20 protein-coding genes are annotated in these 23,995 nt (G+C 62.6%); 5 read left to right on the top strand and 15 right to left on the bottom strand.

Annotated elements, in window-relative coordinates:
• Nucleotides 1–39 precede the first annotated feature (39 nt).
• From VHD36_06745 to queF, 3 genes are read right to left on the bottom strand one after another with little or no spacing between them, the layout of a single operon-like run.
• Nucleotides 40–1,845: a PLP-dependent transferase gene (locus VHD36_06745; protein HVU86999.1), complete on the bottom strand. Its 1,806-nt coding sequence runs from the start codon at nt 1,843–1,845 to the stop codon at nt 40–42.
• A gap of 52 nt (nt 1,846–1,897) precedes the next feature.
• Nucleotides 1,898–2,359 (bottom strand): VOC family protein, encoded by a 462-nt coding sequence (locus tag VHD36_06740; protein ID HVU86998.1) that lies wholly within the window; start codon nt 2,357–2,359, stop codon nt 1,898–1,900.
• A 47-nt stretch (nt 2,360–2,406) separates the two neighbouring features.
• The gene (queF, locus tag VHD36_06735; protein ID HVU86997.1) at nt 2,407–2,766 is read right to left on the bottom strand and encodes a preQ(1) synthase; all 360 of its coding nucleotides are present in this window, start codon (nt 2,764–2,766) and stop codon (nt 2,407–2,409) included.
• Nucleotides 2,767–2,852: 86 nt separating this feature from the next.
• Between queF and queC the strand changes: the two genes are divergently transcribed.
• Entirely contained in the window at nt 2,853–3,542 is a 690-nt protein-coding gene (queC, locus tag VHD36_06730; protein HVU86996.1) for a 7-cyano-7-deazaguanine synthase QueC, read from the top strand.
• Nucleotides 3,539–4,225, top strand: a complete 687-nt coding sequence (locus VHD36_06725) for a 7-carboxy-7-deazaguanine synthase QueE (protein ID HVU86995.1) — start codon at nt 3,539–3,541, stop codon at nt 4,223–4,225. Before queC ends, VHD36_06725 begins: the two co-directional genes overlap by 4 nt.
• 58 nt (nt 4,226–4,283) lie before the next feature.
• On the opposite strand, the gene VHD36_06720 is transcribed toward VHD36_06725, so the two are convergent.
• From VHD36_06720 to VHD36_06695, 6 genes are all read right to left on the bottom strand, one after another.
• Nucleotides 4,284–4,613: a hypothetical protein gene (locus tag VHD36_06720; GenBank protein ID HVU86994.1), complete on the bottom strand. Its 330-nt coding sequence runs from the start codon at nt 4,611–4,613 to the stop codon at nt 4,284–4,286.
• Between the two features lie 40 nt (nt 4,614–4,653).
• Entirely contained in the window at nt 4,654–6,396 is a 1,743-nt protein-coding gene (gene ggt / locus VHD36_06715; protein ID HVU86993.1) for a gamma-glutamyltransferase, read from the bottom strand.
• A 369-nt stretch (nt 6,397–6,765) separates the two neighbouring features.
• Complete coding sequence (locus VHD36_06710) at nt 6,766–7,779, bottom strand: hypothetical protein (GenBank protein ID HVU86992.1); 1,014 nt, start codon at nt 7,777–7,779, stop codon at nt 6,766–6,768.
• A gap of 264 nt (nt 7,780–8,043) precedes the next feature.
• Nucleotides 8,044–8,715, bottom strand: a complete 672-nt coding sequence (locus VHD36_06705) for a hypothetical protein (protein HVU86991.1) — start codon at nt 8,713–8,715, stop codon at nt 8,044–8,046.
• On the bottom strand, nt 8,712–9,116 hold the full coding sequence (locus VHD36_06700; GenBank protein ID HVU86990.1) for a hypothetical protein: 405 nt from the start codon (nt 9,114–9,116) through the stop codon (nt 8,712–8,714). The genes VHD36_06705 and VHD36_06700 overlap by 4 nt, the downstream gene beginning before the upstream one ends.
• Nucleotides 9,113–10,417 (bottom strand): DUF3592 domain-containing protein, encoded by a 1,305-nt coding sequence (locus VHD36_06695; protein ID HVU86989.1) that lies wholly within the window; start codon nt 10,415–10,417, stop codon nt 9,113–9,115. Before VHD36_06695 ends, VHD36_06700 begins: the two co-directional genes overlap by 4 nt.
• Before the next feature lie 167 nt (nt 10,418–10,584).
• On the opposite strand from VHD36_06695, the gene VHD36_06690 reads away from it, so the two are divergent.
• Nucleotides 10,585–11,991 (top strand): PQQ-binding-like beta-propeller repeat protein, encoded by a 1,407-nt coding sequence (locus VHD36_06690; protein HVU86988.1) that lies wholly within the window; start codon nt 10,585–10,587, stop codon nt 11,989–11,991.
• A 136-nt stretch (nt 11,992–12,127) separates the two neighbouring features.
• Here the strand turns inward: VHD36_06690 and VHD36_06685 are convergent, their stop codons facing one another.
• Nucleotides 12,128–12,403, bottom strand: coding sequence for a DNA-directed RNA polymerase subunit alpha C-terminal domain-containing protein (locus tag VHD36_06685; protein HVU86987.1), 276 nt, complete (start codon nt 12,401–12,403; stop codon nt 12,128–12,130).
• Between the two features lie 219 nt (nt 12,404–12,622).
• Between VHD36_06685 and VHD36_06680 the strand changes: the two genes are divergently transcribed.
• Nucleotides 12,623–15,226: a UvrD-helicase domain-containing protein gene (locus VHD36_06680; GenBank protein HVU86986.1), complete on the top strand. Its 2,604-nt coding sequence runs from the start codon at nt 12,623–12,625 to the stop codon at nt 15,224–15,226.
• A gap of 12 nt (nt 15,227–15,238) precedes the next feature.
• Here the strand turns inward: VHD36_06680 and VHD36_06675 are convergent, their stop codons facing one another.
• Both VHD36_06675 and VHD36_06670 read right to left on the bottom strand, forming a co-directional pair.
• Entirely contained in the window at nt 15,239–16,522 is a 1,284-nt protein-coding gene (locus tag VHD36_06675) for a dihydroorotase (protein ID HVU86985.1), read from the bottom strand.
• An 85-nt stretch (nt 16,523–16,607) separates the two neighbouring features.
• The gene (locus tag VHD36_06670) at nt 16,608–17,564 is read right to left on the bottom strand and encodes an aspartate carbamoyltransferase catalytic subunit (GenBank protein ID HVU86984.1); all 957 of its coding nucleotides are present in this window, start codon (nt 17,562–17,564) and stop codon (nt 16,608–16,610) included.
• 135 nt (nt 17,565–17,699) lie between these two features.
• Here VHD36_06670 and VHD36_06665 point away from each other — a divergent pair, with 135 nt between their 5' ends.
• Nucleotides 17,700–18,626 carry a GGDEF domain-containing protein gene (locus VHD36_06665; protein ID HVU86983.1) on the top strand — a complete coding sequence of 309 codons (927 nt, stop codon included), beginning with the start codon at nt 17,700–17,702 and terminating at the stop codon, nt 18,624–18,626.
• Between the two features lie 31 nt (nt 18,627–18,657).
• On the opposite strand, the gene VHD36_06660 is transcribed toward VHD36_06665, so the two are convergent.
• From VHD36_06660 to VHD36_06650, 3 genes are all read right to left on the bottom strand, one after another.
• Nucleotides 18,658–20,274: an ABC transporter permease subunit gene (locus VHD36_06660; protein HVU86982.1), complete on the bottom strand. Its 1,617-nt coding sequence runs from the start codon at nt 20,272–20,274 to the stop codon at nt 18,658–18,660.
• Between the two features lie 104 nt (nt 20,275–20,378).
• On the bottom strand, nt 20,379–21,305 hold the full coding sequence (locus tag VHD36_06655) for an ABC transporter ATP-binding protein (GenBank protein HVU86981.1): 927 nt from the start codon (nt 21,303–21,305) through the stop codon (nt 20,379–20,381).
• Nucleotides 21,302–23,938, bottom strand: a complete 2,637-nt coding sequence (locus VHD36_06650; protein ID HVU86980.1) for a hypothetical protein — start codon at nt 23,936–23,938, stop codon at nt 21,302–21,304. The genes VHD36_06655 and VHD36_06650 overlap by 4 nt, the downstream gene beginning before the upstream one ends.
• Nucleotides 23,939–23,995 lie beyond the last annotated feature (57 nt).

Genomic DNA, 23,995 nt, shown 5'->3' with positions numbered 1-23,995 from the left:
CGCCGAGGCCATGAAAACGGTACCCTTGCCGGACGTGCTTTAGGCTTTCGGCCCGCACTTGGCTTCGATATACCGGCGATGCACGTCGAGGTAGCAATCACGCACGAGCGCCGCGGCCGCCGCCTGGTCCGGAAGCTGGCTGGAAAAGCCGGGCACGGCCGGATCGATCGTGATCTTGGCCGTTTCGACCAGGTGCGCGAGCAGGTCCCGCGGGTCTTCGTCGCCGACGGCAAATCGAATGGTCGTCGCCAGGATGCCGGTGCGGGCCAGTTCCTCGGGCGGCAATTCAGAGTGCGTCGTCAGCGCCGGGCAACTGATGATCGTGTTCGACTGGCCCAGGCTGATCATATGCCCGAACGTCGGGGAGAGGTTGTCGAAGAAGCGTTGGAAGGCGGCGCGCGGGATGCCGGCCTGCTCGAAATCGATCGTGAACAAGGGGGCCGGCAAGCCGAGGAACATTTCCGACTCGCGCAGTTTCGAGTTTTCGTCTTCAGGTAGGGCGTTGCAATGCACGGCGATGGCCGGATGAGCGTCCAAGAACCGGGCTAGGATCGTTGTGTTGATGCACTTGGCCAGCATCCGGTTTTCGAGCGTGCGGATGCCTTGCAAGACCTCGAATGCCGCGTCGGCGTTGAGGAAGGCACCTTTCACGTAGTAGACGTTCCAGAAAAGCGTGTCCCGCCAAGAGACCTCGCCGACGGATTCCCCCTTGGGGATGAACATATCCACGTTGCGCCCGATCACCACGCCGGCCACGACCGTGCCGGTGCCGGACAGATCCTTCGTGTAGCTGTGGATGACAAAATCGGGGCGCTCGGTCGGGTCTTCGCGTTGCAGCGGGCGGCTGAGAAACGGTGTGCCGACCGTGGCGTCGAGCATGACGCGCAGACCTTCGCGGTGCGCCGCGCGGCAGATGCCAGGCACGTCGAGCACGTAGCCGTGCGGATTGCAGGGGCTTTCCAGATAAACATACGAGCGGCGGCCGGCCTTCAGGCGGTCGGCATACGTCGTGCGCGCTTGCTGCCAGCAGGCCAGGAAATCATCGGCCGTATAGCCGTCGAACGTGGCGACCGCGATTTCCAGGTTGCCCGGCTTCGCGTACCAGTCGTGAATCAATTGATGCGCGCCGCCGTAGATGTTCCGGCTGGTGATGAGGATATCGCCGGCGCCGAGCAGGTGGGCTAAGACACCGTCGATAGCCGCCATGCCGCTGTTGAAATTCCAGGCGAAGTAGTCGGCCGTGTAGGGACCAGCTTCGAGATCGACAATGTAATTCGCCAGCGACACCGACGTGGGGTTCAAGAGCCGGGAGTAAATCTCAAGAAGAAGCTCTTTGCCCTGGAAGGCGTCGGCAATCCACTCGGCACAGGCGTAAATGTACGTGGCCGTGCGGGCGATCACGGGGTTGGCTGAAAAGATCGCCGTCACATTGTCGAAGACCGCGTACGGACCCTTGGCGTACTGCGTGGCCGGCGCGTAGTCGAGGCTCTGATAGCTGCGGCGTGACGGCGCCTGCAGCATGTCGAGCAGCTTGGCGAACTGGAACGACAGAAATTTGGCCGCGTTGAAATACGCAATCCGATCCGCGCGATCCAACTGTCCGATCGAGGATAGCGTCGCCTGCCAAAGCGATTCGATGTCGCCGTGGCATTCGTACAGCCGGCGAGCAATGCTGGCCAGCGATCGGCCAAAATCGCTCGACGCCGCGATGCCGAAGTGGGCGAGCTGCTCGTCAACCAACGCCGCAATATCACCGGCCGTCGTCGAATTGCGTAGCGGCGATAGTTGCCGTGCCGCCAAAGTTGAAGATTGCGCGCCGCCTGTTCCACGGTCGCCTGCGGACATGGTTCTATCCTCCGTGGGAACCCGGTGACTTGATATGTGGTATGTAGCGACGTCACATCGCCTGGATACGGCGCATCATTTCCTCGGGCGAGACATCCTCAACGTGCGTCATGACGGTCCAGTGATAGCCGTCGGGATCGGTCACGGTGCCGGAGCGATCGCCATAGAATTGCGTCTTCATGGGGCGGTTGACGATTGCCCCGGCTTTCACGGCGCGATCGAACGCCGCGTCGGCATCCTCGACGTACAGGCACAGGCCGGCCGTGTTGCCGGCGAGAGTTTTGGGAGATTTGGCCAATCCCATATCGCACTCATCGGCCAGCATGACGATCGTGTCGCCGATCGTGATCTCGGCATGGCCGATTCCCTTGCCGTTCGGGCCTGGCAACCGATAACGCTCGACGGCGCCAAAGGCCCGTTTGTAAAAGTCGATTGCCTTCGACGAGTCGGCGACCGACAGGTAAACGGTCAGTGTGTGGAACCCTTCGGGGATCGCTCGCGGCTTACCGGACATGGCAGGCTCCTTGTGGTGAACGGGGTGCGAAGGGCGCGACTAGTTTCTTACCGGCTTGCCTCGTGCGTGGCCGTAACGGTGGTCGAAATGCCGCCGCGCGGGGTGAAGGCCGCCCGCAACGTGATTTGTCGCGGGGCAAGCACGGCCACCAGGTCGTCGAGGATGCGATTCGTGGCATGTTCGTAGAAAATGCCCTCGTTGCGAAACTGCTGCAAGTAGAGCTTCAGGCTCTTCAGCTCCACGCATTGGGCCGCCGGCACGTAACTGATGGTGAGCGTGCCGAAGTCCGGCTGGCCCGTCTTGGGGCACACCGACGTGAACTCCGGGCAGACGATTTCGATCGTGTACGGCCGATCGGGATATTGATTGGCGAACGTTTCCAGCGTTTTACGAAAGTCGGCACTCATCGCGGCTCCTTTTCCATTTGCGGTCATTGTGGCATGATGGGCCGGGAGAGGGAAGTTGCCACGATTCCTGGACTAACACGATCCAAATGCCACGAGCGGCTGTTCTGTTGCTTTCCGGTGGGCTCGATTCAACGACGGCCGGGGCCATCGCCCGGGCCGAAGGGTTCGAGCTGGCCGCGCTGTCGTTTGACTATGGCCAGCGGCACAAGCATGAACTTGCGTCGGCCCAGCGCGTGGCGGCAGCTTTGGGCATCAAGCGGCACGCCATTTTGCGAATCGATCTGGCGCAATTCGGTCATAGCGCGCTGACGGCCGATATCCCGGTTCCGAAGGAACGATCCGCTGGCGCCATCTCGCACGGCATACCAGTGACGTATGTGCCGGCCCGGAATACGGTGTTCTTATCGCTGGCGCTGGCCTTTGCCGAAACGCTGCCGGCTGCCGATATTTTCCTGGGCGTCAACGCGCTCGACTACTCGGGCTATCCCGATTGCCGGCCGGAATATATCGAGGCCTTTGAGGGAGTAGCGAACCTGGCGACAAAGGCCGGCGTCGAGGGTACGCTGAAGTTCAAGATTCATGCCCCGCTCATCCAAATGACCAAGGCCCAGATCATTCGCCGCGGTCACGAGCTGGGCGTGGACTATGCGCTAACCCATAGCTGCTACGACCCGAGTGCGACGGGGCGTCCGTGCGGCCGCTGCGACTCGTGCCAGTTAAGGCTCAAGGGGTTTGCCGAAGCTGGGCTCGTGGATCCGCTGGAGTACGAAACGTGAGAATCGCCGAAATCTTCCGCTCGCGTCAGGGCGAAGGATTGCTCACGGGCACGGACAGCGTTTTCATTCGCACCAGCGGCTGCAACCTGCGCTGCTGGTTTTGCGACACGCCGTACACCAGTTGGGCGCCCGAGGGGACCGACCTGTCGGTCGAGGAAGTCTTGCAACGCGTCGGCGAGCACGACACGACGCACGTCGTTATCACCGGCGGCGAGCCGATGCTATTGGCTGAGCTCGTGCCGCTATCGGCCGAGCTGGCCGCGCAGGGACGCCATATCACGATCGAGACGGCTGGCACACTCGATCTGCCGGTTACTTGCGATCTGATGTCGATTAGCCCCAAGCTGTCCAACTCTACCCCATCACGCCAGGAGCATCCGCGTTGGAGCGGCCGGCACGAGCGGACCCGGCACCAGCCGTCGGTGATCCGCCGGCTAACGGCCGATTACGCGTACCAACTAAAATTCGTCGTCGATCGGCCGGACGATCTGGCGGAAGTCGAACGTTACCTGGCCGAGTTTCCCGAAGTCGACCGCTCGCGCGTGCTTCTCATGCCGCAAGGGACCGATCAGGCCGAACTTGCCGAGCGCGCTGCTTGGATTGCCGAGTACTGCGAAGCGGCCGGCTTCCGGTACTGCCCACGCAAGCACATTGAGTGGTATGGCGTGGTGCGCGGGACGTGAGGCGGAAGTGATGAATGCGGAGTGATGAGTGCTGAGCGATACGAGCGTCTGGATCCGTCTACTCTGGTGGATTAGTCCATTTTCGGACGAGTGTTTTATCGTTGCTCGCGTAAAGTTCAGCTTCAAACTGAATTCCTAGTCCTCGCGGCGCGGCTAACAATGCGTCGATATCCGCGGACTCGCAAAAGATTGGGCCGTGCATGAGAATCGGTGATTCGCTTTCAATCACAAATTCAGCCCACGGCGACCGTATCTCGAAGTCAGTCCACGTCAGTTTGTGAACTTCCCAGCCAATGGATCTGTAAAGGTCCGCGATATCGGCGCGCGATAGAGATGTGTGCAGCGCGCTGTAAAGGTGGAACGGCGTGTCGGTAGTATCGCTATTCATTGCTTAACGCTCATCACTCATCACTCCGCGCTCAGCACTCTCAATACCCAACAGCACACCCGTCTTTCCGCGCCTCGGTCGCACCGCGCAGTGTGCCGTTTTCCCAGTCGATCATGATGCCTTGATAGCCGCCGAAATCGCCGCGCGAGCGCATGACGTTGTGACCGCGGGCGCGTAAGGCGGCGATCGTTTCTTCGGTGATCCCTGATTCGACGGTCACTTTGCCGCCGTCGCTGGCGCCGGGCTCGCCGGTTGGCTCGGCGCTGCCGTTGTGGCGCACGCGGCCATAGTCGCCGGCTTCTTGTGGGTTCATGCCAAAGTCGATCATGTTCACGAGCACTTGCACATGCCCTTGCGGTTGCATGTCGCCCCCCATCACGCCGAAGCTGAACCACGGCTTGCCGTCTTTGGTGACCATTGCCGGAATGATGGTGTGGAACGGTCGCTTGTGCGGCTCGAGCCGGTTAAGATGATGCGCATCCAAAGCGAACATCTGCCCGCGGTTCTGCAGCACGAAGCCCACGTCGCCGGGCACGACCTGCGAACCAAACGAGTGAAAGTTGCTCTGGATCATCGAGCAGCAATTGCGATCCTTGTCGATCACGGTGAGATAAATCGTGTCACCGCCGACCAGCTTGGGATCGCCCGCCGGGATTTCGCGCGCGGCGTGTGCCATGTCGATCAACTTGCGGCGTTTTTCGGCGTACGGCTTTGAAATTAGCTCCGCCGTGGGCAAGCGATTGAAATCAGGATCGGCGTAGAATTTGGCCCGATCGGCGTAGGCCAGCTTCTTGGCCTCGATGAACAGGTGCAGCCAGTCCGGACTGCCCGGGCCCATCGCGCGCACGTCGTAGCCTTCGATCAGGTTCAATATCTCGAGCGCGGCGATACCCTGGCCGTTGGGCGGTAACTCCCACACGTCGTAGCCACGATAGTTGGTCGAGACAGGATCGATCCAGTCGGATTTGTGGTCGGCAAAATCGGCCAGCGTGAAGTAACCCCCATTCTTTTCACTGAAGGCGACGATGGCCTTCGCGATATCGCCCTTATAGAACGCGTCGGGCCCATGACTGGCGATATCGCGGTAGCTGCGCGCGAGATTCGGATTGCGAAAGATCTGTCCTTCCTTCGGGGCCTTGCCGTCGGGCAGATAGGTTTTCGCCGAATCAGGCCACTGCAACAGCGACTGCCGCGAAGAGCTCCAGCCTCCGGCGATGATCTCGCTTACCGGGAAGCCCTGCTCGGCGTATGCGATCGCCGGCGCCAACAATTCGGCAAGTGGCTTGTTGCCAAAACGGGCACGCAAATCTTCCCAGCCGGCGACGCAACCGGGCACATTCCAAGAGAGCGGACCTTCGCTGGGAATTTCTTTCAGCCCCTTTTGCTTGAAGACGTCACGATTGAGTTTGTAGGGGCTGCGGCCGCTGCCGTTGAGGCCATAAAGCTTTTGCGTTTTCGCGTCCCAGTAGATGACGAAGATATCACCGCCGATGCCGCAGCTCATCGGCTCGACCAGGCCCATCATCGCGCTTGTGGCGATCGCGGCGTCGGCGGCCGTGCCGCCTTGCTTCAAGATTTCGAGACCGGCTTGCGCTGCCAGCGGCTGGCTGGTGGCAACGATGCCGTGCTCGGCCGCGATGGCTGAGCGGCTTTGATGCGGATTCTTGGCCGGTCGATCGTAGCCCACGCGTCGCAACGGCTGAGTTCCTCCATCGGCGGCCAGGGAATGCCCGGTTAGCATACTCAAAAAAAGCGTCGCCAGAACTGCATTGCGTTGAAACATGATAGAAAACCCTCGTCGGATTCTTCAAAACGATTTTGTACGACGTCGCGCGCTCGCCAGTCCGTCGCGATGACGAAGAAACGTCCGTCGACACCGGTTGTCAGCTACCCGCTTGCTGGGCTTCACTGTAACCAGTTGATCAGCCAGCGGCCACTTGGCGGCCCGGCGATCGAAGCCGTGATACGTGTGTACGGCCACTGGTTCGCGGCGGATTGCGCCTCGGAAGGCCAAGGGATGATCCTCGAGCGCCGGACGGCCGAGGTCCAAAAGAAATCACCCGACCGGCAAGCTTGCGGCTCGCCGATCGGGTGGCATGTATCTCGTAGGTTTTTCGACTCGCCGGCCGCTGCCGACCGAACGCCGCGCGATTTAGCGCGATGAAGGACGCCAATCGACGTTCGGCATCGGGGCGGTGGGCTGCGTGTAGTTCGCCGGGATGACGCCCGGCGGGAACCCAAGCTTGACCGTCGTTCCGCGGGCCGCGGTACGCGCGTCGGCGTCTGCTTGTCGCGGCGGAATCGAGGCGGGGCCTGCCTGTGGCGAGGGCTCTTCGGGAGTCGGCTTCAGGTGAATATCCGGCGGTGCCGTCGGGTGCAAAGGATCGTACGAGGGCGCCGTGCTCGACGAGCCCGGCGTGCTGGGTGTGGTCGTTCCATTGGTCGACGGGCTGTAGCTCTGCGTGCTGTTGGGCAGCGACGGCGAGTAGTTCGAACTGTTCGGCGCCGAGGGCGAATAGTTCTGCGATCCGGGCGTCCCGTAGGTGGGTGCCCCGGATCCATAAGTTCCGCCATAGGTCGAAGTGCTCGGCGCTGGTCCGTTCAACGACGGAGTCGGCGTCAACCCGGCGGCGTCAGGCGCGGGCGCTGGCATGCCGGGCGTGACAGGCATCGCCGAGGGCGCTGGCATGGCCGGCGCGCCTTGTCCACAGCATGCCGGTGCGGCGGGCGCCGCCACAGGCGGAGGCGCGGGCGCCACGACGGCCGGCGCGAGGTAGTTCGTCGTCACGACGGGCATCGCCGCCGAGTACACCAGTCGGTACGAGGTGTAGGGTACGTACTGCGTCTGTTGAACCATCGTGGTCACCGGACGCATCGTGGTCGTCGGCCCGCACAGCCCGCAACTGGTCACCGGTTGATAGGAAGTCACCGGTGTGTTCACGACGACCGGCCGATAGTACGTCTGCGGCACGTAGTTCACCACCGTCGGCGGCGCGCACGGAGCGTAGTAGCTGACCGCTGGTGGCGCTACGTATGCAGGAGCGGGCGCGGCGACCGGTGCCGGCGCGCACTTGTTGCACCAATGAAAGATCGCCTTGCTCTCGCTCGGTTGAATGATCGAAAGCCCGGCGAAGGCCGTGGCCATCAACGCGTGACGCAGCTTCATTGGTATCATGTTCAAGCACCCCCGACGCAGTGGAGTAATCCGCATTAGTTGGTTAGAAATATTCCGTTTGTAACTGTCAAGCAGTTGGGCAGGGCAAACGCACTAATTGGTTGTACTTTTCGATCAGCGAAACCTTGCCGCTTGCAACGCTTGTAGCGGCTGCCAGCGAACCAATCGTCCGCAACCTGCGCAGCCTCTTTTGCCTCTCTGGCCATACGAAGTTTGACTAAGCTTAGGTCATGCAAGTCGACAGGCCGACGATTTTCAGCGCCGCTCCAATCTGCGCAACTCGTGCAAGTCATACAGGTCAAACAAGACCTCGCGTAGATTCCCGCAATGCGCGTGCCACGACCGCTCGATGGTCGCGCGGTCAAGGGCCGCACAATCGCTCCCAAGCGCGCGCACGACGGCGAGCGCGGTTTCAAAGTCCGCGGTCGTACTCGCCAGTGCCGGCAAGCCGACGGAAACGTGTGCCGTGACCAATAAGCCGCAACCGCGGCTCTTGCAGAAACGTCGCAGCCGCCAGCGGCTCCATCGTGATAGCTGCTCGTAACCGTCGATTACGAGCAACGTCTTCGCGCCGGTCGCGGTCAGCGCGTCCCAGTGAGTGGTCAGCGAACGCTCGCCGTCGTGCAAGGTAACAACGATCGGCTCTCGCCCGGTCGATTTGATTGCCGGTAGCAGGGCACATAGGAGTGTCGATTTGCCGCTGCCGTGCGGGCCGACGATCTCGCCTCGCCAACCGTTTTCTTCGAGTCGCTTAACCAAGGCCGCAGGACTTTCGCCAGCACGAAAGATGAAAGCGATCGCACCCGGCCGCGTGCGTCGGGTGGAGAAGGGATTCGCGGGGTCGGACCGCTGGTGGTCCAGCGACTCGGCGGCCGTTTGTTCGGCGTCGCCCGCCGTCTTACGCCGCGGATCGGCACTGTCGCTCATGGCAGGACGGCGCGGGCGGGCGGAATATTACCCAACCGAAACGGGCGCTCCTCGACCAGTTGCTTTCCGCGGGCCAAAAACGCGCGGGCCCGCACGCACCAGTGAATCTTCACGATCACGCCCTCGTAGCTCAGCGGCGAGTTGGGCAGAATCGTGTCGAACCGTCGCGGCTGACGAAAGTCGACGAACCCGACAGCTTCGCGCTCAATGCGCTCGAAGAAATGCACCGCCATGTCCTCGTCCCCCTTCCCCTCGGTGTACCAGAGGACCGAGATTTCCAGCGCCTCGATGTCGTCGGCGCAGGCGGGATCGAGCGTGTATTCGAGGGACAGCGTCTCGCCCGGCGCGAAATCGACGCGGCCGTCGGGAAGAATCAGGAGGTTCAGCGCGGCGGTGGTCACGAAGTCGCTCCCTGCGGCTGACGCGGGCGGATCACGACCGGAAATCCTCGCTCGAAATCGGGCCACCGCTTCACCGTGCCGGCGACGACCAGCTTCCAGTCGATACGGTTATGTGCCGACTTGAACGAGTGCATGGCGTCATAAGGCACTTGCAGCCGCGTGCGCGCTTCGAACATCGCCCCATGGCCGATCGTGAACGATTCGCGCGTGACCAGCGGTTGCTCGAAGACGCGGCGCGTCGTCTTCCGCGTGTTCGTGCCCTGGCGATAGACGGCAACTTCCTCGCACACCAGGGCGACGCTGAGCTTTTCCACCGCCATGCGCCCGGCCTGAGAGACGTAAACCTCGTAGGCGGCGCCGGGCACCAGCGGGTGCGCCGAGATTTCGACCAGCGTGGGCCCGACGCTGGCCGTGATCAACAATCGGCGCAGGAACAGCACCAACGAGAAAATGCCGACGGCCAAGAGCAAGACGACGAAGATCGCCAACCACCAATCGCGCTCGCCGCGCGCGAAGCTCTGCACTGCCATCCGCGCGAACACGATCAGCGCCACGTTCCAAAACGCGCAAACGACGGCGATCGCGATCGTAACCCAGTCTCCGGACCCGGGCGTCAATCGGTATCGCAAGAAGGTGCCTGGGCTGTCGTTCAAATCCTGGAAATCGGGCACCGACGGAAATATGGTCGACGCTCCGTGCTGCGCCGGCAAGATAAAGTCGAGCCCCGCAGTGCTGGGGGTCGTCGCGGCGATGCGTTCGGTTGACTTTCCCCAGGTGAGAATGGCAAAGATTAACCCGCCGCCCCCCAGGAAAATAAACGCGGCCGGCAACAGGGGCGTGAGCCAGGCGGACAGCGTATACCCGCGCGCGAGCACGACGGTCTGCGGGTCGCGTGGATCGTACCAGCAATCGCATTCGGTGCCCGGGGCGAAGTCGGCCAGCAGTTTGTCGGCGGTTTCTTCGGCTTGATACGTGCCGGCAATGTCATACCGGCTCCAGGCAATCACCGGCTGTCCCTCGGCCTTGTACGCGACCTCGAACTCGGGCCGTTTTAAACCGGCATCATCGGTTGCGACTTGCGTGGAAACGACTTTACAAGTCGTCTCGACAAACTGGTGATTGACGCGCCATTCAGGAATCGAGATTTTCAGCAGGATAAAAGCCAGAGCGATCATGCCTGCGGTGAAGAAAATCGCCGCAAACAGCCCTAGCGCAGCGCGGCCGACGGCGCTCGAGCCCGTGCGCCGCTCGCCACGTTTCTTGGCGAAGAAGTTGGAGAATAAGAAGGACCACCGCGCCAAGGCAATCGCTCCGCAAAGGCACGCCAGGTTTTCATCAACAGGCCAGCCGGCGGGCCACGCCGCGCTATGCCACGATCCTCGCTTGATCACTATAATGCGTCGCGAAGCGGACCGCACTTGGTCTGCTGCCTGTTTTGCAGCTTGCGCCCACGACGATGTCCGTGCCGATGCTTCCGAACCGTGCAGCGATCATCCTGGCCAGTTACGACGGTCGCATTGCGCCTCGGGTTATGGGGTTGGCCGTCTTTGTGGGCTGTGTCTTTGGTTTGAGTTATGCTTCCGGTCTTCCGGCTGTGGCCGGTGAGGCGGATTCGACTCCGACGCGTGGCGATTGGCCTCAATGGCGCGGGCCAGGCGGTCGCGCTCGGCTGGCGACCGACGGTTTTCCGCAGCCCTGGCCCCCACAATTGCCGAAAGCCGTTTGGCAGGCGCGTCTGGGCGCCGGTTGGTCAAGTCCGGTTGTGGCCGATGGCCGGGTTTTCATCACCGATCGCGTCGAGGGGCAAGAGCGCATCTTGGCGTTCGACGCCGAAACGGGGCGCGAAGTCTGGAGCAAGGCCCACGACGTTGATTTCGATCCCCACGCTGTCGGCCGGCAACACGGTAACGGTCCCAAGGCGACGCCGCTGGTGAGCGATGGCAAAGTATACGCGGTCGGCATCGCGGGGCGGCTGCAATGCTTGAGCGCCGCGGACGGCAACGTGGTGTGGGAAGTGAATTACCCCGACGCGTTCGGAGAGCATCGTCCGCTCGCGAGCGGCAAGGCATTTGTCAATGGCACGACGGACGTGATCGTGCCGATCGGCAAAGGACAGGGGGCGCCGGTGCCGTTGTTCGGCTATACCGGCTCGCCGACGCTGTGTGGCGAGCGACTGGTGACGTCGGTCGGCGGACGGCGCGGCGGCACAATCATGGCCTTCGATAAAAACTCGGGGCGCGTCGCCTGGAAAGCCCTGGACGAGCATGTCTCGTATTCTTCGCCGGTCGTCGCGGAGCTTGGTGGCGTGCAACAGATTGTCGTCATGACCGGGCCGCGCGTCGTCGGTTTGTCAGCCGCCGATGGCACGCTGCTCTGGAGCCATCCGTTTCAGATTCAGTACGACGAGAGCATCAGCACGCCCGCCGTCAGCGCGGACATGGTCTTGGTGACGGCCACCGGCAAGCCGCTTACGGCGCTACGCATCACGCGCGATGGGCGCAAGTGGTCGAAGCAAGTTGCCTGGACCAGCGAGATCCTTTCGAGCTATCTGTCGAGCATGGTCGTTGGCGGGGAGTACGTCTACGGCATGAACGACGGAGGCGAGTTCTCCTGCCTGCGGCTGCGCGACGGCAAGGTCATGTGGACGGGCGGCAATCAGGGCTACTACTCGTCGCCGATCATCATCGACCGCCGGCTCTTGGCCCTGAACGAGCGCGGCCTGCTGCAGGTGCTGGCCGCCGACCCTTCGTCGTACAAGGAACTCGGCGCGAGCCAACTGGCAAAGAGCGAAACGTGGACGATGCCGGCGATCGTCGGCAATCGACTCTTCGTGCGCAGCGCGCAGGGGCTGGCCTGTTTTGAAGTCAGGCCGTGAGGCCGCTGATCCCGAAGCGCACCGCCGCCGGGTACCAAAACAAAACCGGCGGAGACGGCGCACGCTGGCCGTGGCTCCGCCGGCTTGTACTTTCTGATGGGACCGGACTTTCTGATAGTTGGCCCGCGCGGCGATTCTACGCGTGCACGGCCTGTGCTCTGCCGCTGCGGCGCGAGAAGCCGATGCTGGCCAGGGCCTTGTAAACCTCGTCGAGCGTCTTTTCGCCGAAGTTCGAGATGCTGAGCAAATCTTCGCGCGTGCACTGCAGCAGATCGTGCACGGTAAAGATGCCGCGCTCTTCGAGGCAATTGGTCGTGCGCACCGAGAGGCCGATTTCGGCGGTGCTCATTTCGAGTCGTTCGGTCAGTTCCTTGGCCTTCTCGTCGACAGCGCTCAGCGGGATGCGCGTCATGGTTTCCCTCCATGGAATGTATCTGAAAACGTCTCAGGCGGCGGCATCCATGCCAGAGGCCGTCACCGGCTACTCGAACCGAGCGTGAGTATAACGACTCGATGCGATTTTCGCCTAGTATTTTTTTCGGTGTCGCGCGATCGCGATGCTAGCAGGGCAGTGAGAGACGCAGCGCACGCGAAGGCGCTACCGCAGCACGCAGGACGAGTTTGCGGATTCATGCGGCCCGACGCGGCGCGTCCCTTGACGGCGTTTCCCGACGAGTGGGCGCCGCGCCGCCGCCGCATTCATTTGTGCCTCTCGCTCGGGAAATTCGTGTACCGCCGAGCGGCGAGCGACGCCAGGAATGCAGCCGGGTCTCACTACAAAACTCTCGAAAATGCCTATAATTCCACGATGGCGGTGGCACATGCCATCGCGCGTTTTTCTGGTTTGGTCGTCACGCGGGGAATATCGTTGAAGGATTTGTTTCACGGCCTGACGTCGGCGCAGCGCGACGCGGTCGAGCACATCGATGGACCGCTGTTGATTCTCGCCGGACCGGGCAGCGGTAAGACGCGCGTCATCACGCACCGCATCGCCAACATGCTGCGGCAGGGCGTCCCCCCGCGCAGCATTCTCGCGCTGACTTTCACCAACAAAGCCGCCGAAGAGATGCGCAACCGCGTCGATCTCTTGGCTCCCGGGCAACCGGTGCAGTTGAGCACGTTTCACCGCTTTTGCGCGCGGCTGCTGCGCGAGTTCGCGTCGCTCATTGGGCTGCGCGAGAATTACACGATCTACGACACGTCCGACAGCCTGCAGGCGCTACGCCGGTCGATCGACGAGCAGCAAGTCGACGCGACGCACTATACGCCGCAGCAGATCGCGGCCGTGATCTCGCATGCCAAGAATCGCCTGGTCACGGCCGAACAGTACGCGGCCCGGCCCGGTAATCCGCTGGCCAGCATCGTGGCCCGCGTCTATCCGGCGTATCAGGCGCGGTTGCTGGCTTCGAGCGCGGTCGACTTCGACGATTTGCTCGTACACACCGTGACCTTGCTGCACGAGCACCCCGAAATCCGCGCCGAGCTCGACGCCCGCTATCGCTACATCATGGTCGACGAGTACCAGGACACGAACCTGGCCCAGTACAAGATCGTGCGCGCCTTGTCGGTCGATTATCCCAACCTGGCCGTGACGGGCGATCCCGATCAGTCGATCTATGGCTGGCGCGGCGCGAATCTGAGCAACATCCTGGAGTTCGAAAGAGATTTTCCGGATGTCCACATCGTGCGGTTGGAACAGAACTATCGCAGCACGAAGCGCATTCTGAGCGTGGCCGCGCGCCTGATCAGCAATAATAAACGGCGCAAACACAAGGATCTGTTCACCGACAATCAGGAAGGCGCGCCGGTGCGGTTCGTCCGTTATGCGACGCAGCGCACCGAGGCCGACACGATCGCCGCTCGCATTGCCGACGAGGTGCGCGCCGGGCGCCGGCGGCCGCGCGATTTCGCCGTGTTCTATCGGGTGAACGCTCTCTCGCGGGCCTTGGAATTTGCCCTGCGCGAGCAGGGGCTTCCTTATCAGATCGTCAACGGTTTGGAGTTCTTTCAGCGCAAGGAAATCAAGGATGTCCTGGCGTACCTGCTGTTGATCAACAATCCGCGCGACGACGTCGCGTTCCTGCGCGTGGTTAATACGCCGGCTCGCGGCATCGGCAAGACCACGCTCGAGCGTCTGGCGCGGCATGCGAATCAGTATCGCTTGACACTGCTGGAAGCGGCCCGCGAAAGTGGCATGGTCGAAGGATTGAAGAAGAACACCGCGATCGTCGTGGCCCGCTTCGTGGCCATGATCGATCGGCTGGTGGCGCTGGCCGGCGGTTCGGTCGAAGAAATCCTGGGGCATGTCCTGGCGGAAACGGGTTACCGCGAGTTTCTCGCCAATTCCGAGTTGGAAGAGGACCAGGAGCGGCTGGCGAACATCGAGGAATTGCTCACCGCCGCCCGGCAATTCGACGAGCGGAATGCCGGCGACTCGGGCCTGGCGGATTTTCTCGAAGAGTCCAGCCTGACCGCCGATACCGACGCCTGGGACGCGACCGAAGATCGTGTCACGCTGATGACGCTGCACGCGTCGAAGGGGCTCGAATTCCCGGTCGTCTTCATCGCGGCGGTCGAGGACGGCCTGATTCCGCACGAGCGCAGCCGCAACGAAGCCGACGATCTCGAGGAAGAGCGGCGGCTCTTGTTCGTCGGGATCACACGCGCTCAGGAGGAGCTGCACCTCAGCTTGGCGCAAAGTCGCGAATTTCGCGGCCTGCGCCGGATGAGCATTCCCAGCATGTTCCTGTTCGAGCTGCCGCTCGATGAAATCGAGCAAACCGAAGAAGCGTGGATGGACCCGCTGTCGACGATGGCGACTCCGGCGAGCGACGTCGACGAGTCGAGCCAGGTGCATCCAGACGACGAGGACGATGTTTCGTTTGCCTTTGGGGCGCTGGAAGAGGAAACCAGCGCTGAAGAAAATACATTGCCACGATCCAGCGCGCCGGCCAGCACGGTCGCTGCGCGTCCGGTGGGACCGGCCTGGCATGGCAAGTCGTTACAGACCGCGGCCGAGCTGTTTGCCTCGACGGCTCCGGCGCCCTCGGGCGTGGCGCCAGATTCCTTCTTCCAGGGAATGGTCGTGCGACACCCAGAATACGGATTGGGCAAGGTCGTTGCCCTATCGGGCAGCGGTCCGCGACGCACCGCTACGGTGGCGTTTCTGGCGGGGGCTGGACAAAAGAAATTCGTCCTCAGTCAAAGCCCGTTGCGTCCGGCAAAAGCCACGTGAACCAGCTGCCGGCTAATTCGCCGGCGCCTCGTATTTGACTCGCCCGCCCACGATGACGGTTTCGGCCCGGCCGGTCAGCGTCCAGCCGGCGAACGGCGAATTGCTGCTCTTCGAGGCGAATTTCGTGGGGTCGACTTCCCATTTCCGTTGCGGGTCGATGATCGTTACGTCGGCGTCGGCTCCCACGGCCAGCGTTCCCTTCTTCAGCCCCAAGACGCGCGCGGGATTGATCGTCATTTTCTCAATCGCCTGCGGCCAGGTCAGATGGCCCGGTTCAATCAAGCGCGTCACGACCAGTCCCAGCGCCGTTTCCAGGCCGACGATGCCGAACGGCGCTCGATCGAGCTCCTGCATTTTCTTTTCCAGCGCGTGCGGTGCGTGATCGGTGCAGATCACGTCGATCGTGCCATCGACCAGCCCGGCAATGCAGCCGGCCACGTCGCGCGCGGCCCGCAGCGGCGGGCTCATCTTGCAGTTCGAGTCGAACGTCTTCAGGCGGTCATCGGTCAGCGTGAAGTGGTGCGGGCAGATTTCCGTAGTGACATGCACATTGCGGCGCTTGGCCCGGCGCACCAGCTCGACGCTTCCTTGCGTCGAGATGTGCATGATGTGGATTCGCCCGCCGGTCGCCTCGGCCAGCAAGATGTCGCGCGCCACCATGGCGTCTTCGGCGGCGGCCGGCATGCCGGGCAGACCCAGGAGCAGCGACACCAGCCCCTCGTGCATGACGCCGCCGCTGGTCAGCTCGCGCACCTCGGCATGATTCAGGATCGGCTTGTCGAACATCGACGAGTATTCGAAGGCACGGCGCATCAGTTCCGCGTCGAATACGGGCGTGCCGTCATCGGTGAAACCGACGGCTCCGGCCTGCACCAATTGGCCGATCTCGGCCAGCTCCTTGCCCTCGCGATTCTTGCTGACGCAGGCGATCACATAGACGTTGCAATTGTCCGCCAGCGTGGCTTGATGATGGACGAATTCGACCTGCGCCTGCGTGTCGAGCGGCGGCTCGGTGTTCGGCATGCAGGCGATCGACGTAAACCCGCCCGCCAGCGCCGCGGCGGTGCCGGTAGCGATCGTTTCATCCTCTTCGCGGCCGGGCTCGCGCAGGTGGACGTGCATGTCGATCAACCCGGGCGAGACGATCTTGCCGCGCGCGTCGAGGATCAGGTCCTGCCCGTTGGCGTGCACATCATATCCGGCGATGCGGCCATTCTCGATCAACAGGTTGGTCACGCGATCCACCTGCTGGCTGGGATCGATGACGCGGCCTCCTTGGATCAAGATGCGTGACATGGAATGGTTTTCCGGCTGTGATGTTCAGAGTTCTTTTTTCGGTATTCACGCAGCCGCGCCACTGCACTGCGTGTCGGCACGTGGCTCACAGGGCACCGCAGATCAACCACAGCACTGCCATGCGCACCGCCAGGCCGTTGGTGACTTGCTCGAGAATTACCGAATGTGGTCCGTCGGCCACGTCCGGCGTCAGTTCGACACCGCGGTTGATCGGTCCTGGGGCGAGGATCAGGATATCGTCCTTGGCTTTTGCGAGCCGCTCGCCGTTCATGGCGTACAGCAGGGCGTATTCGCGTACTGAGGGGAAGGGACGTGTCGTCTGCCGTTCGAACTGGATGCGCAGCAGGTTCAGCACGTCGCAACGCGGCAGGATCTTGTCCAAATCGTGAGATACTTCCACGCCGATTTCTTGCCACAGGGGCGAAACGAGTGTCGAAGGGCCGCACACGATCACATGCGCGCCAAGTTTCTTGAGGCCCCAGATATTCGAACGCGCCGTGCGACTATGGGCGATGTCACCGACCAGGGCGACGGTCAGCCCCTCGATGCGGCCGAGCTGCTCGCGAATGGTCATGATATCGAGCAGCCCTTGCGTGGGATGTTCGTGCGGGCCGTCGCCGGCGTTTACCACGGCGCACGACAGGTTCTGGGCCAACAGATGCGGGGTGCCCGGCGTGCGATGCCGCACGACCACGAGGTCGATTCCCATGGCCTCGATGTTCTTGGCCGTATCGATAAAGGTTTCGCCCTTGGAAAGGCTGCTGCCCGAGGCCGAGAAATCGACCGTGTCGGCCCCCAGCCGTCGCGCGGCGAGCGAGAAGCTGGTGCGCGTGCGGGTCGACGCCTCGAAGAACAGGTTGGCGCACGTCCGCCCCGTGAGTGACGGGAGCTTTTTCTTGCAGCCGTCGGTGGCCTCTTTGAACGAACAGGCCGTATCCAGAATCAGCCGGATTTCTTCGGCCGTAAGGTCTTCCAGGCCCAAGAGGTGCCGCCGAGTCCAGGCCGCCGGCGCAACGCTGATTCCACCGACCTTGGTGCTCATTCTGTGGTCTCCCCCAGGGCGCTCGTGCGGCATCGTGCCACAATCGACTGTCGCGTCAGATTTTAACACTCACGTGCAGGGCTGCAAGCAAAGTGCTCGTCGGCCGTGATCGGCCGCGGCGGCTGCGATGTTAGAATGCGCAAGATGCCTGGAAAGTCACCCATTCTCGTCCATTTATTGCTTGACGATCGTACGCTGCTTGCGCGCTGGCATGCCGCGGTCGCCGACGGCCAAGCCCTGCGGTGCCTCGATTCGCCGGACGTTCCGGGCCATGCATCGAACGATTCAAAGCGCATGCCGCACGTCCTTGTCGTCGAGGGCGATGCCGCGTTCGACCAGCGCACCGCACGACGCCTGGCGCGGGGGGAAATCGCGCTGGTGCGCGTTCGCCGCGCCGGTGAAGTCGACGAAGCTCTTGATGAAACGAGTGACGCTCTGGCGCGTGCCGTTGTGCCGGCCGACGCCTCTCCGCGAGAAATTCGGCTTCTCTGCCGGCTGCTGGGAGAAATCGCCGACTTGCGGCGGCGTGCCCGTCGCCATGCCCAGCGGCACCGGCACCTGGCTGCGCTTGCCGATACCGATCCCTTGACCGGTCTTTTGAATCGGCGCGGGTGGCACACCGCGCTTCATGCGGTACGCCGGCAGCGATCGACCGGCAGGCCGCACTGTTTGCTGATCCTCGACATCGATCATTTCAAGCGGATCAATGACTCGTCCGGTTACGCGGCAGGCGATGCCGCGTTGGCGCAGGTCGGGGGCGCGTTGCGCCATTTGGTCAGAGCCGGAGACGTCGTGGCGCGTCTAGGTGGAGACGAGTTCGGAGTGCTGCTCGCCGACGTCGAACCCCAAGCGGCCGCCGGGATCGTCGAACGACTGCGGTCGAGTATTGGTTCAGCGGGGCGCTCGACGGGCGACCCGCTCACGGCGAGTGCCGGCTATGTGTGCTTCACGGCCGGGCAAGGTTTCGACGAGCAAGCGATCATGGCTGCTGCCGATCAGGCCTTGCGTTCCGCGAAACTCGCCGGGCGCGATCGGACCGTCGCGACGACGATCGCCGACTGATGCGGACCTCCGATCAAGTCAGATTTCTCTCCTACGACGCGACGCGCCACCGCACTTTGAACAGCCACAACATGACGACGATCAGGGCCACGATCAGCGTCAAGTCAAAAGCCACGAATGAATACCAGATCATCGGGTCGCCGACGCGTACGTGGTCGCCCAGGATGCGATGGTTAAGCGGTAGGCTGAATACCGCGCCAAAGGGACTCAGAAAGGAAATGCGGTCTAGCCACGGCACGTCGGAAAGAACTCCGCGCCCGAATTCGACCACCGCAATCGGCGTCAAGAATAATATCGCCATCAGCAAATACGACATCATCATCGCAACCGACGTCTTGCGGAAAACGACCGAACAGAACAGGGCCAGCGTCGAAGTCGTCACCGACGTCAACAGCACCGTCGCCACGTAGCCCAAGATCGACGGCCAATTGGGCCAATAGGTCGACACCAGTCCGCAAGCGAGCACGAGCGGCCACAACAGAAAGCAAGTGAGCACCGTCGCCACGCGCAGGGCCGAAACCAGCTTTCCCCACAAGATCTGCCACGGCGACAGCAAGGTGACCAAAAGCAAGTCGAGTGTCTCGCGTTCGCGCTCGCTGGTGACACTGCCGGCCGAGAATACAGGTCCCACTAGCATATTGAAGAGGATCGTATAGCTGACGTACCAGGGAGCCTGGTCAGGCCAGAAGAACAAGAAGCCGGCCATCATCGGCACCGCCAGCGCCATGCTGACCATGATCACGACGCGCAGCATCAGCGTCCCCTGGGCGAAGATTTCGCTGCGCATCTCCTTGTCGAAGATCGGGTTCGCGCCATCGGCGAGCAAATCGTCGCGCTTGGCCGGCGCAAAAAGATTGTCGGGAAATCGATCGCGCTGGATGATCAGGCCCACTGCCTCCCGCTGCTCGGTTTCCTCGTCGACCACTTCCTTCCCCTCGCTGCCCACGTCGGGCGGGTGCAAAAGCCGCCGGCTGGTGGCGATGAACAGCGGACCGCAAATCGCGATCGTCGTCGCGGGCAGGACCGTGACGCAGGCCAGCAATCGTACCGTGGGCCGACTGGCCAGGGCCTGCCAAAAGAACAGCCCCGCCAGCGCCAATGGCAGCACCAGCAAGTACGAAACGACCAACGACGACGACGTGCGGCGAAAGTAACTGCTGGCCGCCAGGCTGATCATGCCGAACGTGATTGTCGAGAGGATCACGGCCAGATAAACGGCCAGCACTTCGTAGAGCGACACGCCCCCCAGGGGCAGGCACAACATCACGATCGGCAGGCTGCAAAATATCAGCACCGCCAGGTGCGTCAGCGAGGCCAGCAGCTTGCCCAATACGATCGCTCCCGGGCGCAGCGGGCTGGCCAGCAGCATCTCGTAGCTTTTGCGCTCTTTTTCGCCCGTGATGGCGCCGGCGGCGAAGCTGGGCGCCATGAGCGAGGCGAGCAAATACTGCTCGAGGAAAATCAAATTGACAAGCGTTTTCCCTTCCTCGGGGTTTGCGCTCATGTCCATCCGCTGCGCCGAGGGCCAGGCGAACAGGACCACCGCGCTCAAGAGCGTGACATACGTCAAGAGCAGCAGAAAAGCGCGGTGCATGCGCAGGTTGACGAGCAACTCGCGCTGCAGAACGGGATTTTCGCGCAGATACATACTGCCTCGACACTTCCACGATTGTCAGCCGCAATTGAAGTGTGCGGCATGCTACTGTCCCGCCACGCACGCTCTCCGGTCTATCCCACGCCGTCGTCCGACGATCAAGCCACCAGCCCCTTGGTCACCAGCATGAACACGTCTTCGAGCGACGGATCGCGCTCGGCGAACGAGTGCATGCGCACTCCGGCGGCGATCATCTCTTCCAGCAGAGCCGCCAGGCAAGCATCGTCGCCGGCGATCTCGATGCGCGCCCGCGTGCCGTCGATGTGTACGTCGAGCGTCTCGGGCCGGCTGCGAATGATCGACAATCCGGCCTCCATACGCTCGAGAAAACGAATCTCCAGCACGCGATTCGTGCGGATGCGTCGATAGACGTCGTCGATCGGTCCGTGCATCAGCAGTTGTCCGCGCTCGATGATGCCGATCGACGTGCAGCAATCGGCCAGTTCCGTGAGGATATGGCTGGAAATCAAGATTGTCTTGCCCATCCGCCGCAGTTCGCGCAGCAAGGCCTTCACTTCCAGCCGGGCGCGCGGGTCGAGTCCGCTGGAGGGCTCGTCCAGGATCAGGACCGGCGGATCGTGTACCAGCGTCTTGGCCAAACACAACCGCTGCTTCATGCCGCGCGAAAGGCCGTTCACGAAATCATCGCGCTTGTGGGTCAGGTCCAACAGTTCCAGCACGTCGCCGATAACCTGCTTGCGCCGCGAGCGGGGTAATTGATAGGCGACGGCAAAGAAATCAAGGAACTCCCACACCTTCATCCCGTCGTAAACGCCGAAGTTGTCGGGCATGTAGCCAACGCTGCGCCGCACGGCCAACGGGTCGCGCGTGACGCTGTGCCCGTTGACGATTCCTTCGCCTTTCGTCGCGTTCAAGAGCGTTGCGAGAAAGCGGATCGTCGTGCTTTTTCCCGCGCCGTTGGGCCCGATGAAGCCGAACAGCTCGCCGGCCTCGATCTTCAGGTTCAGGCCCTCGACGGCGACGTACTCGCCGTAGGTCTTGCCGAAATCAATGAGCTCGATCATGGTTGCCCGGCAGGGTGCGGGTCGTGTGGGTTCGCTTCATGCGTTTCCTCGACCGGCGCTTGGTCGAGAGCGCTAACGCCGCTCGAGACTTCGTCCTCATCCTCAGCGCCGTCGGCCACCTGGGCGCGCGAGTTGAAATCGATCTGAATCGGCGGTGGCGGTCCGTAGGACAGATGTGCGACGATGATCGCGGCATGCCGCGATTGCGTCGCCGCCGGTTTGACATTCAGGCCGGGCAAGTCGTCGTCGGTCCAAGCGATGAGGCAAAGCTCCTCGGCGCCGATACTGCGTCGTGCCAGATTATCGAGTTCCGAAAGTTCGATCGTTCGCGAGGCGGTCTGCGGGGCAGCCGGCGCTGGCTTCTCTCGGCCGGCGATATCGCTCCACTTTCCTGCTACCGGCAGCGAAAACGTTGTTTCGGCCCCCGGTTCGAGCGTTCCCAGCGTCGCGCGACGTTCGTTGCGCTCGACGATCATCGCATCATGTAAGCGCAGCCCGGTGCCGTTGTGAAGCTGGCAGGTTCCGGAGCCCGTCGTGCGTGTCAATGTGAGTGGGCCGGCGAGCGCATACATCTCTTCGGTATGAATCATGCCAGTCGCATTGGACGAGACCGCCAGATCTCGCAGTTGTACCGGTGCAACCGTCGACGCGCCGGTGCCCGACTCCTGACGCAACGTGGACGCCTCCCGGCTTGGCCGCGCACCCGGACTCGGGGCCGTGGCGAACGGTAGCGCGACCGCCGACGGGTTCGCCAATTCGATCGCGTAATCGGTCGAGAGCGACGTGTACAGAAGCGAGTAGCGCGTCAAATGGGCCCGCGGGTAGTCACCCTGCACCTCGACGATATCGATTTCCGTGGCCGAGCTGTCAAAGCCGATATTCAATTGCGCCAGACGGACCACGAGCACGCCGAAGACCAGCGCGATGGCGGGCGCCGTGAGCCACGCAATTTCCACGCGTCCCAGCACTCGACAAATCAGCCAATTCAGGGGGACGAGCACCAGCACGTAGGCGCCCAACATATACAGCACGAAAGTCGCGCGCGGGACGGAGATGCTGGCGGCGTCCCGGAGCGATTCGCGCGCCGCTTGCGAAACCTGGCTTTGGTCGTCCCAGGTCGCCACGCCCGCCCACTGCGGCGGTTGTGACTCGGCGTCCCAGGGGTGCATACTCGAATCTGTGGTGGTCGTTGTATACCGGCGCGGCGGCAAGCCGTTTTTCCAGGGAGACCTGTCCTCCGACGGTGGCTCAACGGCCGCACGACCGGCATCACGGCTGAAGAAACGCAATTGCGAGACGCGCGCCGAATCTTCGACGACACCGTCGGCCCAGGCGACTCCGACACGATTCTCCCAACTGCGCACAAAGCGCCGCGATGCACGGCGCAGCAGCACCGAATTGAAAAGTGCATCGTAATTTGCCCAATCGACCAGCCCACGCTGCGTCAGACGAAAGGCAGTCATCACGGCGCGACCTCGGCCGACCTGTCGCTCGACAATGAGGGGCTCGTGCTCGTCGGTTTCGACAAGCACCAAAGCGCCACGCCCCGCGATATCCAGATGTTGCCCGGTCCAGGGGTGCACGAGCGTGAGCGTGCGCGAGGCATCGGGCGAGACGCGCGCCAAGGGAGCGAGCGTCTTGTCGTGCATCTCCCAGCTATCGCCCGCCGCGGCCGGCAGAGCGCCATCCAAAAAGCTGCCGCGCAGCAATTCCAAAGAGCCTGGCCCACTGACGATCAATTGACCTCCCCAGTGCAGCCAATCGAGCATGGCCTGCTGCTGCGCCGAACTCAGGAGCTTGGGATCAAATCCGTCCCACAGCACGACAGCCGTATTGGTCCAGAACAGGGCATGATCCGGCAGAGGCGCCGCCGCGGTGATTTTCGGCAGCAACACGCGGTAATGCGCTTGCGCCCCGCGGTCGTCCAGGCTGCCCCGGGGCGCGCGGATGGAATCGAGCTTCTGCAAATATCGATAGTCCTCGATCTCGGGCGTCAGTACGGTCAGAAAGAACTGTTCGGCGGGGAGCAGCGTCAAAAGCTCGCGAGCGTTCCACACGTCACGCCCGCCGGAAGATAGCAAGCGGGAAGCTACCTGACGCTGCGGGCCATGAACCGGTGTAAACAATGCCACGTCGAGCAGCTTCTTTTGCATCTTGGGCAGAATGGCCGGGCGGGACGAAAGCAGACTCGGGCCACGGTTGCTCAGATTGGCGAGCTCAACGCCGAACGGGACCATTTCGGAAACCAGGTCGCCGCGAAAATCATCGAAATTGGCGCGCACTTCCAACGTCGCCATCGTCCAATGCCCCGGCTTGATGCCCGATTCCACCCGGTCGGTCTCGCTGGGGCGTAGCGTGAAGGCGCCGAACAGGAAAGGGTCGATAGGGCGCGAGACCTTTTTGTCTTCGTCCGCAGCTTCCTCCGCGGCGATCCGTGCCACGTTCGCGGCGTCCTGCCGGATGCGCTGCACGATCAAGCCGGCCAAGGCCGCCAACACGGCGGCCACGAGTAAAAGCGGCTTCCAACGTTTGCGCAAGAACGCAGCCTTGTTCCCCCCGCCAACTGCTTGCGCGGCGGCGGCCGGAGACGGCTCGCCCGGCCCCGCATCACCGGCAGTGGAGGATTCATCCATGGCTGAAAGATCGCGGCTAAAGATTGCGGGGCTTGCGCGTGGCCGATTGCCAGCCGA

The organism is Pirellulales bacterium, assembly GCA_035546535.1.
GTDB lineage: Bacteria > Planctomycetota > Planctomycetia > Pirellulales > JACPPG01 > JACPPG01.
Note: the sequence above shows the minus strand (reverse complement) of the source record. Positions and strands in the feature narration are given on the sequence as shown.